Raw genomic sequence first — 14534 nt, 5'->3', positions numbered from 1 at the left:
AAAATGGCTACTAATAATAAAGTTGACGTAAGTTTCATTTTCCAGATAACCGATAAAGTGCTTTGGAATGTGTTCAAGAAAAATGAGATAGGTGATGTGTTGTTGCCATTTGTCGTAGTTCGTAGGTTAGACTGTATCCTCGATCCTGTAAATGCAAAAGTTAGAGCTGCTTATGAAAACTTTAAGGAAAAGGTAAGTGAGGATAAATTGGACCCAATTCTCCGTAAAGCTGCCGGTGGCTTGCAATTCTATAATACTTCAAAGCATACGTTGGAGACTTTGAAGGAGAATCCAAAAACAGTTGAAATTGATTTCAATAATTACCTCAATGGTTTCAATAAAGAGGTGAGAGATATTATCGACAACTTCCAGTTTGATAAAGTGATTGCAAGGCTGTTAAAGAATAAATTGCTTTATCAGATGATTGATGCAATCTCACAGGTGGATTTGCATACAAGCAAAGTTGATAACCATAATATGGGTTACATCTTTGAGGAACTCATTCGTATATCAAACGAGCAAAGCAATGAAACAGCGGGTGAGCACTTTACACCTCGTGATGTTATTGAGTTGATGATAAAGATTGTTTTCAGTACCGAGAAAGATATACTCTCACAGCCTGGCATTATTCGTACAATCTATGACCCTACTTTAGGTACAGGTGGTATGATTAATCTGGCAAAAAATTATGTGTTGGATGAACTATTGGCTGACAGCAAAAACAAGCCTGAAATAAAAACATACGGACAGGAGATTAATGAACAGTCTTATGCTATTGCTAAATCAGAAGCATTAATCACTGGTGAAAATGCAGATAACATCCGTCATGGAAACACATTTACAGAAGACCGCTTTCCTGATAAGCATTTTCACTATATGCTTGCGAACCCACCTTATGGTGTAACGTGGAGCAAGGATGCTCAATACATCCAAAATGAAAGTGCCAACCCTGCCGGTAGATTCTATGCAGGTTTACCGGGTTCAAGTGATGGCCAATTACTCTTCTTGCAACATATGATCAGCAAGATGGAAAGAGAAGGAAGTAAGATTGCAGATGTCACCAATGGCTCACCCCTCTTTACAGGAAATGCAGGTGGAGGCGAAAGTGACATTCGCAAATGGATCATCAGCAACGATTGGCTCGAGTGCATCATAGCCCTACCCAAAGACCTATTTTACAATACTGGCATCAACACCTATATCTGGTTTTTGAATAACAATAAACCAAAGCATCGTAAAGGAAAAGTGCAGCTCATTAATGCCAATGTGCCGGAAGACAAGGCCAACGGCATAGAGGGTTTTTGTCGTCCTGAGAAGCGTAGCCTGGGTAACAAACGGAACAAGATTGAATCTTTCCATATTGCAAAATTAGTTGAAATCTATACCAATTTTCAAGAAGGGCCTTATTGTAAAATATATAACAATGATGACTTTGGATATTACCAAATAACCGTTGAGCAACCGGAGTATGACGCAAAAGGGAAACCAGTAAAAGATAAAAAAGGAAATATTAAAGCTGATACTAAGAAACGGGATAAAGAAAACATCCCTTTAAGTGAAGACATTGAGGTGTATTTCCAAAATGAAGTGTTGCCCCATGTACCTGATGCATGGATTGATTTTGACAAAACCCGTATCGGTTATGAAATCAATTTTACGAAGTATTTCTATGAATACAAAGGGCTAAGACCTTCAAAAGAAATTAAATCCGAGATTGAAGCCTTAGAATTTGGCTCAAAAAACCATAAAGGTATTACTGAACTTCTAAAAGAACTTTTAGGGTAATGAAGAAATACGATAAATATAAAAAAACAAGGAATATTTGGTTTCCTGAATTGCCTGCAAATTGGATTTTAACTAAGGTCAAATATGTTGCTCGTACCATAGCTGGTGGAACACCTTCTACAGATAAACCAGAATTTTGGGATAACGGCAATATCCCATGGTTGCCATCTGGTAAATTACAAAATTGTGATATAACAACAGCAGAAAAATTTATCACAGAAGAAGGACTAAATAATAGTTCTACAAAATGGATTAAACCAAATACAACACTTATTGCATTAACAGGGGCAACTTGTGCAAACATTGGTTATTTGAAATTTAAAGCATGTGCTAATCAATCTGTCGTTGCTATTGATGAAGTTTCAGAGAACTCTAACAGCAGATTTATGTATTACATGTTTTTGAGTATGCGAAAGCAAATTTTAACTCATCAGTCAGGTGGTGCCCAGGCTGGTATCAATGATAGCAATGTGAAAAACCTGTATATGGTTTTACCTTCATTAGAAGAACAAACAAATATTGCCCAATACCTCGACCACCAAACTGCTATCGTCGACCAACTTATTCAACAAAAGGAAAAACTCATTGAATTGCTGAAAGAGAAAAGACAAGCGGTTATCAATGAAGCAGTAACAAAAGGGCTTAATCCGAATGCAAAAATGAAGGTTAGCGGGTTTGAATGGTTGGGCGAAGTGCCTAAACAGTGGGGCCTTGTTCAAATAAGACATTTAAATAAAAAAGTAGGCAGTGGTGTTACACCAAAAGGTGGTGCAGAAGTTTATACTGAAGAAGGAGTAATATTCATTAGAAGCCAAAATGTTCATTTTGATGGATTGCGCTTAGACGATGTGGTAAAGATTGATTTCGATATACATGAGAAAATGAGTGGATCTAAAGTTCAGTTTAAAGACGTTCTTTTAAATATTACCGGTGCTTCAATAGGAAGATGTTGCGTGGTTGAAATAAAGGATGAAATAAATGTAAATCAGCACGTCTGCATTATAAGGCCCACTCAGAAAATTTTGCCTGAATATTTAAATCTTGTACTGCAATCAAATGTTGGGCAAGTACAAATTAAGCTTGGAACTACTGGAGGTAATCGAGAGGGGCTAACATTCGAGGCAATTAAGGAATTTGTAATTCCGTTGCCGGATTTTAAGGAGCAAGAGGAGATTTTAAGTAAAATACAATCTTCGTTAAGCAGATATTACGAACTGGAAAAATTAAATACTATTCAAATTGAAAAGATTAAGGAATATCGTCAATCGATTATTTCCGAAGCTGTGACTGGGAAAATTGATGTGAGAGATTGGCAGCCCCATAAAAAACAAGTAGCATAAATGGAAGTCATTTTATACATAGTAATAGGCAGTATCATTGGTGCAGTAGTGGGTTGGTTAATTGCTAAATCAAAGACCACCTCCGATATACAAGTAGAAAAGGATGTTGCACGACAAAAATTTAGTGAGTTAGAAAAAGAATTTGTAGGCTACAAGGCAACTGCTATTTCACAATTGCAAACGGCAAATGAAAATTTGGATGCAAGGTTAAAAGAGATTGCGGGATTTAATCAGACAATTCAGGCTGAGGTTTTAGAACTATCCACTTTAAATAAGCAATTGTCAACAGCAAATGCCGATCTAAGGGCAGCGAATCAAACAATTCTCGATAAGAATCTAGCATTAGATGGAGTAAAAGAAGAATTGAAGATTGCAAAGAATGACCTTTCGATAAGCAATCAAGCTTTAGCTACCGCAAAGGCAAATAATGAAGCGTTAAACGAAAAACTTCAAACGCAAAAGACGAAATGGAAGCATTGGGTAAAAAATTCAATACTGAATTTGAAAACATTGCCAACAAAATTTTGGAAACTAAAACGGAGAAGTTCACTGAATTGAATAAAACAAACCTTACAAGCATATTAGAACCATTAGGCAAAAACATTACTGAGTTCAAAACCAAAGTGGAGGAAGTGTACGATAAGGAATCTAAAGAAAGGTTTTCATTAGGTGAAAAGGTAAAGGAATTGGCCCTGCTAAATAAGGTAATTAGTGAAGAAGCTCACAATCTCACAAAAGCTTTAAAAAGTGAATCTAAAACGCAGGGCGGTTGGGGTGAAATGATTCTAGAGAATATATTAGAAAGGTCTGGCCTTGTAAAAGACAGGGAGTATTTTATGGAGCATCAGTTATTGGATGAAAATGGCATTCCAATGAAATCTGATTCCGAAGATAAAAAAATGAGACCAGATGCAGTCATAAAATATCCAGATAATAGGAATGTAATTATTGATTCAAAAGTTTCATTAAATGCATTTACCAGGTGTATAGCTGCAACGGATGAAGAATCCAGATTGAATGAATTATCGGAACATATTTCATGCATTAAGAAACATATCATTTCGTTGAGTGCAAAAGGATATGATGATTACAATAAGAGCTTGGATTTTGTAATGATGTTTATCCCCAGTGAACCAGCTTACATAGCTGCTTTGCAAGGTGATCCCGATTTATGGAATTTTGCTTATGATAAGCGGATATTATTGCTAAGCCCAACCAATCTGATTACTTCTTTAAAGCTGATTGTTGACCTGTGGAAAAGAGAATATCAGAATCAGAATGCATTAGAAATAGCGGAGAGAGGTGCTAAACTCTACGACAAATTTGTAGGCTTTGTTGCCAACTTAGATGATGTTGGCGAGCACCTTGAAAAGGCACAAGGAAAATATTCTGAAGCTTACAAACAACTAAGTACCGGTAATGACAATTTGGTTTTGCAAGCAACCAAACTCAAAGGCTTAGGTTTAAAAACCAAAAAGGAACTTCCAAAGGAAATTGTAAATACTGCTATTGGTAGCGAGTTGCCAGATCAAAACTAATTAATGAAAAATAAAACAAATCAAGTGAAAGCAAAACCACTTTACACTTTGCCGGGGAGCCCCACACCGAAGTAAGCCCTCCCCCCCCCCAAACCAAACCCCCAACCCGCAAAGCCCCCCCCCAATTTTGGCAGAAGGAACGAAAGAAATACATTTTGAAGAGCATATTGTAAAATACCTTACAAATATACCTCAACCCGAATTTCCTGAATATACAGAGAAAGATAATTCCTGTTATGATAAAGAATTATGCCTTATTCCAGAAGATTTAATTGGCTTTATTGAAGATACTCAAGGTGAAAAGATAGTTGAATTGTATAAACAATATGCAAGTCAAACTCATCAAAAAATTATTGATCATGTTGCAAATGAAATAAAAAAAAGAAAAACACTTGATGTAATTAGAGAAGGAGTAAAAGATCGGGGACAGAAATTTAATTTAGTTTACTTTAAACCAAACCATAGTAAAACTCCTGAGCACCAGAAGGGGTATTTGAAAAACAGGTTAACTGTGATTCGACAGCTTAAATATTCAAAGAAGAATGAAAATTCAATTGACATTGTTCTATTTGTAAATGGCTTGCCTATTGTTACAATGGAATTGAAGAATGCTTTAACCGGGCAATATCTTCACAATGCAATCAAGCAATACATCAAAGACAGAGACCCCAAAGAACCACTTTTAGAGTTTAAGAGATGTCTTGTACACTTTGCAGTTAGCACAGAGCAAGTAAGCATGTGTACTGAGTTAAAAGGAAAAGGCACTTTCTTTTTACCATTTAATAAAGAACTGGTTAATCAGGACGATAATGATTATGCTACCTCCTACTTGTGGAAGGATGTATTAAGGAAAGATTCTTTACTTGATCTTATTCAGAATTACGCCAATCTTCAAATCAACAAGGAGAAGTATTACGACAATCAAACAAAGGCTCTTCGGGAGAAGGAAAAGCCAGTGTTGATATTTCCCCGGTTCCATCAGCGAAGAGCAGTTCAAAATTTATTAGAATCAGTAAGGCAGGATAATATTGGTAATAAGTATTTAATTCAGCACTCAGCCGGTTCAGGGAAGTCAAATACAATTTCATGGTTGGCCCACCGCTTATCCGATTTCTACCAACATCCTGATGATGAAAAGGCACTATACAATAGCGTTATCGTAGTTACCGATAGGCGGGTTTTGGATAAACAAATTCAGGACAATATCAGGCAGTTTGAGCAAATGCCTGGAACAGTTGAATACATTGATAAAAACAAAACTGGTCAGGATTTAAAAAACGCAATTGAAAAAGGGAAAAGAGTTATCGTTACAACACTTCAAAAATTTCCTGTTATTTCAGATGTGATTGCTCAGAATAAGGATAAAACCTATGCTGTAATTATTGACGAGGCTCATAGTTCACAAGCAGGCGAATCAGCCAGGCATTTGAGAAAAGCGCTATCACTTGAAGAAGCGGAATCAGCAGACGGTGAAGAAAAAGATCTTGATGATTTAATTGCAGATGAAATCAAAAAGAAAGGTGATCAGGGCAATATATCTTTCTTTGCTTTTACAGCAACACCCAAGTCTAAAACCATTGAACTTTTTGGAACAATCCGAAATGGCCAGAAAGAAGCATTTGACTTGTATACAATGGAGCAAGCAATCAAGGAAGGTTTTATTAAGGATGTGCTTAAAAATTATATGAGTTGGAAGCGTTATTACAAACTCATTAAACGTACAGAGATTAATGATAAGGAATATGAAAAAAAGAAAACCGTAAGACTTCTTTCATCTTATGTCGATTTGCAAGACCATGCTATTGAGAAGAAGGCAAGAATAATGGTTGAGCATTTTGTTTCACAGACGCAGAAAGAAATACAAGGTAAAGCAAGAGGTATGTTAGTTACCCGTTCAAGGCTTCATGCGGTTCGGTTTAAACGAAAGTTTGATGACATCATGAGGGAAATGAAATTGCCCTACGGTGCTTTAGTTGCCTTTAGTGGAACGGTGACCGACCATGAAGTAGGTCAAGATTATACTAAAGAAAACATGAACAACCTCGGTGGCAAAATTGATATTACGGATGCTTTAAAATTGCCTCAATATAGAATATTGATTGTTGCCAATATGTATCAAACCGGCTTTGATGAACCTTTACTTCACACGATGTTCGTTGACAAGAAATTAGGGGGTTCAAGTACTGTTCAAACTTTAAGCAGGTTAAACAGAACTGCTCTTGGCAAAGACACTACTATGGTATTGGATTTTGTTAATGATCCTGAAAAAGTTCAGGAAGATTTTCAAATGTATTATGGTAGTAACTATATGGAACTGGATGACCAAACAGACCCAAATAGTTTGTATGATGTTCAGCATAAAATAGAAGCGTTTAATATCATCTATAAAAACGATATTGAAGCCTACGCTAAACTCTTTTTTACTAAAGGCGACCATAAAGAAAAGTTACAGCCAATTTTAAATGAAGTAGTGAATCGATATATAGCCGAATTGGATGAAGACCAAAAAGTTTCCATCAAAGCAAACATCAAAAATTTTGTACGCCTTTACCGGTTTCTATCTCAGATTATAAGCTTTACAGATGTACAATTAGAGAAGTATTATGTTTTCTTATCCAACCTGTTTAAAAAATTGCCAGCCAGTCCTAATGCTTTACCTACTGAAGTGTTGGAGGAAATTGATTTAGATAGTTACAAGCTACAACATCAGTTCACAACAAACTTAGAATTGGTAACTAGTGATACTGCAATGCAAGGCATGACTCCTGGTGGGGATGGTAATAAAGAAGGTGATGAAATTGAATGGCTTACCAAAATAATAAAAGTGCTAAACGAAACCTACGGGCTTGATTTAAAGGAAGAGGATAAAGTTGAATTTGAAAAAATGCGTAAGAATATCTATGCTAACAATGATTTAATGAGCTTCTTTAATACCAAAAATAGCAAAGACAATATTCAAGACAAATTCAATGAAGAAATAGATAATGAGCTGTTGAATTTCATCAATACCAAGTTAGAACTGTATAACAAACTTTCTGAAGACAAGGTAAACCTGATGTTTAAAAGGCTTTGGTTTAATGATATTTATGATCAGAGGGTTAGGGGAATAGCTAAGTGATAATTTAAAATAAACGAAATGCATAGAACAATTCGATTAGCATGGCACAATAACGGTTGGAATGGCAAAGTATGCAAGGAACCTGATACAAATACATTTTGTATTGGCCAACATTCATATCCGGGAGATTACATAAAGGGTGCAATTGATACAGCTAGAAAGAATAACCCCGAGAACAAAATAAAACCGTGTTTAAACTCTAATGGAATTCCTGTTTGTGGCTTTAGCATGAATGCTTTTGGCGATAACAAAACAAATGCGATACTTAATCCTCCCGCTTGGTTTAACAAGGAATCAAAGCCTGCTATTTTGGATATTCCTGAATCTACTGTTTGTATTTGGAACTATGAAGGAATGTATAGTGATGATGTAAACCGTGAACCCGGCAAGGGACAGAAGTATGATTACGACCAGCGACTTAGAAACGCAAATGAATACTTTGATACAATAAGGAAAGAAGAAGGAAATTCACTTTTGTTTTATTATGCTAACTATAGTAATCCGTTTAGTGAGGATGAGGCACAGAAATATGTTATCGTTGGAATTTCAAGACTAAAAAAGGTTGGAAAAATAGATTACTATGAAGGTGTTAATGAAGAAATAAAGAGAAAATATGCAGGAGGATTTGTTTGGCAAATGCCAATCACATCTAATTATCCTGACGAAGGTTTTGTGATTCCATATCATAAATATATGAATAGACCCGATGTGTTGGAACGCATTCTTTTAGTGCCAGACAATAAGCGCAATTTCAAATATGCAACCCGTCCGGTGCCAGACGATGATGCTTTGGCATTGGTAGAAAGGATGATTGAGATTGCGTCCTACTTATTAGAAATCGGTGACGACACGCAGAATTGGACAGAAAGGACAAAATGGTTGCTGACACTTTTTACCGACTTGTGGAAGAAACGAGGTGCATATCCAGGACTTCCAGAAGTGCTTTCTTTTATTGACTTTGAAGAAGGTATTGATTATTACAAAACTGAAACAGAAAAGAAGAACGATAAGCAAGCCTTTCAAAACATTGCCGACTTACTTGCTGGGAAAACAAAAACTATTGACGGTTTAAGAATCGGATCTCAACGATTAAGTGATTTAAAGCGAAATTGGAAATTGAGAGAAGAAATAGAGCAAGAAATGCTTTTGAATTTATTTCCTCGTTTTGCTTTAACGTATCAGCAGATTAAAAACATATTAAGCTCAGAAAGAATAAAGAATAATATTTATGCAAACTTTGATGAAATTTCAAAGGACCCATATTTATTATGTGAGCAATACATTGGCGACAATGAAGATGACATCATTTCATTTCATGTGATTGACCATGGTATTATTCCTAATCCTGATTTAGGACTGGGAAATATTTTCTCAAAAAACGGAGCCGAAAGATTCAGAGCTTTATGTGTTGATGTTTTAAAAAGAGAACCCATTCACTCATTCGTTTCCCAAACCACAGTTTTGTTTCTACTCAACAATAGATTAAGCTATTTGCCTGAATGGAAGAATCATCAGTTCACACCAAAATATTTTGATGTGGATTCAGAATTTATTGAGAAGGCAATTACTTACAGAAAGCTCGATGAAGAAAACTATCTCTATCTAAATGAGGTGAGAGAAGATGAAAAAATAATTCATTCAACACTTAAAAGTTTAAATGGTGACGACATTCAATTGAAAGTAACGATTGATGAAAAGCATTTTTATAATCTATTGCAAAACCCGAATAGTTCGCTGCTTGAAAAAGCACCGAAGGAATATGATGAAGCACTGAAAGGACAAGCAAAAGTTTGTGTTAAAGTTTTTACGAAACCTCTTTGTGTTATTTCAGGAGCAGCAGGAACAGGGAAGACAACAATTCTAAAATCGATTATTCGTAGCGTCGAGAAAGCCCACGGAATAGGCACTGGAATAGTCTTACTTGCACCTACTGGCAAAGCATCCGTGAGAATGACCGAGAAGACTGAGAAAAAGTCTTCAACTATTCATTCCTTTTTAGCAAGTGGCGGATGGTTGAATGACAATTTCACATTCAAAAAATTTGGCCAGCAAAATGACACTATAACTACTCTGATCATTGATGAATGTTCAATGATTGATTTGTCTTTATTCGCGACTCTTATACGAAGTATAAACTGGAATAGTGTTCAGCGATTAATTTTAGTTGGAGATCCAAATCAGTTGCCACCAATCGGCCGCGGAAAAGTTTTTAATGACATTATTGAGTGGATGAATTCAGAGTTACCTGAAAATTTAGGCAAGTTGGATATCAACGTTCGGCAATTAGAAAACAAAGTCGAAAAAAGAGGAAACGGAATTTTAGAGTTAGCAGAAATCTTCATCCAGGAAAAACAATCAGAAGAAAATTTTAGCAAAAAGAATCAAGAAACAATTTTGAAAAAGGTTCAACAAGGTGGAGCGATTGATAAAGACCTTACTATTCACTATTGGAAAGAAATGACTGATTTAGAATCAATGTTGCACTCAGTTGTTATTTCAGACCTTGAGAAGGAAACTGGAGAGAAAGCAGAGGAGGGTAAGTTCTACAAGGTTTGGGGGAAAGCAATTCGTAATGGCAGTAAATATCCAAACCCTTCAGCAATACAATTCCTTTCACCTTATCGTGGTGAATTCTATGGCACAGATTACCTCAATACTTTTTTTCAAAATCTTTTTAATGGCTATCAAGCAAGCAAAACGCAGTTAGATGGAATAGCCCTTTACGATAAAATTATTCAATTCCGTAATAGGCCACAATCAAATAAAATTTCTGCTTATAGTTGGAAAGAAAAGAAAAATGTGAAGATTGATATTTACAACGGTGAGTTAGGCTTTGTGAATCCTCACCCTTTTGACAAGAACACAGGATGGAGTCAATTTAGATTGCAAAAGTTTCAAGTAAAATTTGAAAGAAGGGATGAATATTCAATAAACTACGGCTTTCTTGAAGGAAACGATAAGAAGCCATTGTTCTATGAACCCATTGATGAAAACATTGAATTAGGATATGTAATTTCAGTTCACAAAGCACAAGGTAGTGAATTCAATAAAGTGTATTTGATTCTTCCAAAGAAAATTAATTCATTGCTTTCAATGGAACTTCTATACACAGCTGTTACAAGAGCACAAAAGCATCTTACTATTTTTGTTCAGGACGATATTTCCACTTTAATAGAGTTGACAAAAATCGAAAAATCAAGCATCAGAAAAATTAATTCATCCATTTTCGAATTCAACCCAATTCCTGATTTAGTTTTTTCATTGAAGTCAAATTGGTATGAAGACAAAAAAGTAATTTCAACTCTCTCAAAATATTTTGTTCGTTCAAAATCTGAAATGAACATTGCGAATATTCTACAATTGAATAAAATTCCTTTCACCTATGAAGTTCCCAAATTTGCAAAAGACGGTTCAATGTATTTGCCTGACTTTACAATTCTTTGGAAAGGTCAAGAATATTTCTGGGAGCATGTTGGCCGTTTAGATTTACCTGAATACAAAAATCATTGGGAGACAAAACTGAAATGGTATGCTGAACATTTCCCTAATCAATTATTAGTAACCTATGAAGGCCCAGATCAAACAAAACAGATTGTGGAAATTTTGAAAAATAAATTTAATGTAGAAGTTGATTAATGGAAAATAAATCAATATTTGATTTTCTTCACTTCTCTCATCCAACAAAAGAACAAGAAACAGTTCTTAGGGTGATGGAAGATTTTGTAAAAGATGATAATCAATTTGATTTCTTGGTTCTGTGTGGGGCTGCAGGAACCGGGAAAACATCCATAACCGCCGCATTAATTGGATATTTAAACAGTATTGAAAAGTCATATAAAATAGCTGCCCCGACTGGTAGAGCAGCCCGGATCTTAGGAAGAAAAGCAAAAACTACAACTTCCACCATTCACTCCATGATTTATATTCCTAAAGCGGATAAGGAAACAGGAAAAGTTACATTTAAGCTTAAATTGGGGCATAATGCAAGGCCTTGCGTTTTTATAATTGATGAAGCTTCTATGATTCCAAAGGAGAAGGATATTGAGGCAAATCTTTTTGAAGTGGAGAAAGGTTTGATATTTGATTTAATTTCTTTTATTAAAAATTCAAACGTCCATAATAAAATCATTTTTCTCGGCGATAAATACCAATTGCCTCCAATTGGCGAACAGCAATCCTTTGCACTAAATAAGGATTTTTTGGAACAAACATTTAATCTTAAAGGTTCAGCTTACTTGTTAACTGAAGTGAAGCGACAAGAAGATGGTAGTTACATACTAGAAAATGCAACTGAAATTCGAAAAGCAATTGATGATCATAAAAAGTCACATCCAATCAAAGGAAAACATAGTAAAGACATTTATACGGCCGCCATCAATTATGTTCAAGATATGAATAAGGAAGGGTTGGAGCATTCGATTGCGATTGGTGTTTCACATAAAGCGAATAGTTTTTTTAATGATCTAGTAAGAAATCGCATTTTTGGTAAGGCAAAACAAATTCTTGAGCCTGGAGATTTGCTCATGGTTACACAAAACTGGTTTAGAAATGGAGTCCAACTTTATAATGGAGATCATGTTGAGCTTTTACATGTTGATTGGAAAATTCAGGAAGAAGTAGCCAATTTGCATTTTGTGGCAGTAAAAGTTAGGCTGCTTTTTGTGGAAAAAGAAACGATTATTGAAGACTATGCTTTAGTGGAATCTTTGATTTCAATTGGGGGTAAAATTGAAGGGCAAAAGGAAAGTGAATTAAGAAAACAACGCTACATTAAAAATAAAATTTTTAGTGAGTCAAACATGCCATGTGATGACCGCTATGTGGGTGCGTTACGTTTGATGTATGGTCACGCAATTACTTGTAACAAAGCCCAAGGAGGTGAATGGAAAAAAGTATTCATCAATACGCTGGGTATACCCTCATTGAAATGGCAGTATACTGCGGTTACTAGAGGAATTAATGAAATAGAGAAATTTTAATATTATTATGAAATTAAGCAATTAGTATAAATATGTTTGTGCAATAATAATGCAATAACAGATTGCTATTTTAGGACAACAAAACACCCAACTCTGCCAAATTTGAGATAGGCTTTTGCCAAGTTTGATTATTGGGAAGTTGGATGTAAAAAAGGGAATAGAACTTATGAAAAAGGTCAAATGTTTATTGGAAACCGATTGGAAGGAAAATAAACTTTCTTTGCAAGAAGTTGAAAAACTTTTGGGGGAATATCATAAGCAACTTGACCAAAACTTATTTAAAGTTCCTTCAAAAAAATCGAACATTGAAGTGCTTATGCACCTTAAACGTGAATCCTATAAGATTGGTCCTTGGGAAAACATCACTCCATTTGAAGCCGCCAATAGAATAGGAACTGACCTTGTCCTGTTAAAAGGTGTAATTGATATTTTGAAAAAGGACTTTGCAAATAATCCTCAAGTAAGTGTAAAGTTAAGATTGGGCATAAGCCATTTTGTTAAAGATCCTGGAGATTTTATAATTTTTGACAAGAACGAAAAAATAAGGGGGGAAGCTTTTAATGTGGCAGAATCATTTTTAGAAGGCAAGCTCAATAAAACTAAAAGAAATATAAAAGATGCATTACATGATTTCAGGTATATTTTAATTAATGGAGAACTTAAAGAATATTGGAATACAAAAAAGAGATCTATTGTAAAGGAAATTAAATGGGTTGATAATTGGATGACAAAATGAAAAAAAAAGTAGCAAAACAAATTTACGATTATGAAGGAACTGAAATTCTTAATTCAGCACTTGATGAATTGAAAATAAATATTTCTGCATTGATAGCTAAGACGGCAATTTGGGTTAATCCTGAAGTAATTAAAATTCTAAAAAATGAAGATTTTAATAAAACAGCTTTATGGGTAAAAAAATGCAGAAGAAAATTAAATAATGAAACACGAAGAATATTTGATCAAAATGGAAATTATTTAGATGATAATTCTATAGCTAACAAAGCAATAAAAATTGCTCTTGGGGGCTCGGTTGCGCCTAAAAGTTTTACAGTTTGTCATATAGTGGATCGCACTGCATACAACCCTGAGTATTATTCATCATTAGCAAATCTTGTATTAATTCCGGCTGGTTTACACGCCATAACCGATTTTCATCCAGAAGTAAAACGTGTTTTACAATACCATTCGCATGTACTTTACAAAATTAAAATTGGTGGAAGTATTTCAAAACCAAGCAATTATGATTCATTGAAGTTCAATGAACCAATGCCAATTACAGAAAAAATTAAAAAAAGTATCCAAAAAAGGAAAAAATCATATTAAGTGACAAATATGACATTCCTTTTTACCCGAATTCTTTAATAAAAGGAATAGTCGCATTAATTTATGTTATGTTCAAATTAGAAAACCTTTAATTCCCATGTTGTTCCCAAGTTTCTTCCTCTGTTCAGCCTTCCTTGCCACATCAATCAATTTCAATTTATTTGGCGAACTTGCTTTCATTTTATTTTCAAGATCGTCTAAGTGTCCGGAGTCTTTGGCAGCAGATGCTTTGATTATATCAACTAAATCATCAACATTTTGAATTCCCAAAACCATTCCACCAGTAACATTAGCAACCCAGGAGAAGAATTCCGCGTGTCCAAGTCTAGAAACCTGTTCTGAAAAATCACCAACATTCATATTGGTTAATTTTTGAAGGTATTCATCTGTGAACCTTTCGCATCCACAGTAAACACTATTCACAACAATTTTATTTTGATACATACGCTTC

General features: G+C 34.9%; 10 protein-coding genes. 9 read left to right on the top strand and 1 reads right to left on the bottom strand.

The features are described 5' to 3' along the window. The first annotated feature begins 3 nt into the window (after positions 1-3). The 9 genes from IPP32_16625 (at position 4) to IPP32_16585 (ending at position 14083) form a co-directional block, all read left to right on the top strand. Positions 4-1785, top strand: a complete 1782-nt coding sequence (locus tag IPP32_16625; GenBank protein MBL0049709.1) for an SAM-dependent DNA methyltransferase — start codon at positions 4-6, stop codon at positions 1783-1785. Next, a complete protein-coding gene (locus tag IPP32_16620; protein MBL0049708.1) occupies positions 1785-3125 on the top strand; it encodes a restriction endonuclease subunit S in 1341 nt (446 codons plus the stop codon). Before IPP32_16625 ends, IPP32_16620 begins: the two co-directional genes overlap by 1 nt. Further along, on the top strand, positions 3126-3683 hold the full coding sequence (locus tag IPP32_16615) for a hypothetical protein (protein MBL0049707.1): 558 nt from the start codon (positions 3126-3128) through the stop codon (positions 3681-3683). Continuing rightward, positions 3593-4663 carry a DNA recombination protein RmuC gene (locus IPP32_16610; protein MBL0049706.1) on the top strand — a complete coding sequence of 357 codons (1071 nt, stop codon included), beginning with the start codon at positions 3593-3595 and terminating at the stop codon, positions 4661-4663. Before IPP32_16615 ends, IPP32_16610 begins: the two co-directional genes overlap by 91 nt. Before the next feature lie 127 nt (positions 4664-4790). After that, positions 4791-7781: a type I restriction endonuclease subunit R gene (locus tag IPP32_16605; GenBank protein ID MBL0049705.1), complete on the top strand. Its 2991-nt coding sequence runs from the start codon at positions 4791-4793 to the stop codon at positions 7779-7781. A 228-nt stretch (positions 7782-8009) separates the two neighbouring features. Then, complete coding sequence (locus IPP32_16600; protein MBL0049704.1) at positions 8010-11417, top strand: AAA family ATPase; 3408 nt, start codon at positions 8010-8012, stop codon at positions 11415-11417. After that, the gene (locus IPP32_16595) at positions 11417-12760 is read left to right on the top strand and encodes an AAA family ATPase (GenBank protein ID MBL0049703.1); all 1344 of its coding nucleotides are present in this window, start codon (positions 11417-11419) and stop codon (positions 12758-12760) included. The genes IPP32_16600 and IPP32_16595 overlap by 1 nt, the downstream gene beginning before the upstream one ends. A gap of 115 nt (positions 12761-12875) precedes the next feature. After that, a complete protein-coding gene (locus IPP32_16590; protein MBL0049702.1) occupies positions 12876-13496 on the top strand; it encodes a hypothetical protein in 621 nt (206 codons plus the stop codon). Beyond that, positions 13493-14083, top strand: coding sequence for a hypothetical protein (locus IPP32_16585; protein MBL0049701.1), 591 nt, complete (start codon positions 13493-13495; stop codon positions 14081-14083). Before IPP32_16590 ends, IPP32_16585 begins: the two co-directional genes overlap by 4 nt. A 72-nt stretch (positions 14084-14155) precedes the next feature. On the opposite strand, the gene IPP32_16580 is transcribed toward IPP32_16585, so the two are convergent. Then, a complete protein-coding gene (locus IPP32_16580) occupies positions 14156-14527 on the bottom strand; it encodes a hypothetical protein (protein ID MBL0049700.1) in 372 nt (123 codons plus the stop codon). Positions 14528-14534 lie beyond the last annotated feature (7 nt).

The sequence above is a fragment of the Bacteroidota bacterium genome (assembly GCA_016721765.1).
GTDB lineage: Bacteria > Bacteroidota > Bacteroidia > UBA4408 > UBA4408 > UBA4408.
The sequence above is the reverse complement of the archived record's forward strand: the minus strand, read 5'-3'. Positions and strand labels throughout refer to the sequence as shown.

Excerpts from the sequence above, each read along its gene's own strand:
- IPP32_16610 (MBL0049706.1), top strand. The coding sequence starts at position 3,593 with ATGGAAGCATTGGGTAAAAAATTCAATACTGAATTTGAAAACATTGCC.
- IPP32_16620 (MBL0049708.1), top strand. The coding sequence starts at position 1,785 with ATGAAGAAATACGATAAATATAAAAAAACAAGGAATATTTGGTTTCCT.
- IPP32_16580 (MBL0049700.1), bottom strand. The coding sequence starts at position 14,527 with ATGTATCAAAATAAAATTGTTGTGAATAGTGTTTACTGTGGATGCGAA.
- IPP32_16615 (MBL0049707.1), top strand. The coding sequence starts at position 3,126 with ATGGAAGTCATTTTATACATAGTAATAGGCAGTATCATTGGTGCAGTA.
- IPP32_16595 (MBL0049703.1), top strand. The coding sequence starts at position 11,417 with ATGGAAAATAAATCAATATTTGATTTTCTTCACTTCTCTCATCCAACA.
- IPP32_16625 (MBL0049709.1), top strand. The coding sequence starts at position 4 with ATGGCTACTAATAATAAAGTTGACGTAAGTTTCATTTTCCAGATAACC.
- IPP32_16600 (MBL0049704.1), top strand. The coding sequence starts at position 8,010 with ATGAATGCTTTTGGCGATAACAAAACAAATGCGATACTTAATCCTCCC.
- IPP32_16585 (MBL0049701.1), top strand. The coding sequence starts at position 13,493 with ATGAAAAAAAAAGTAGCAAAACAAATTTACGATTATGAAGGAACTGAA.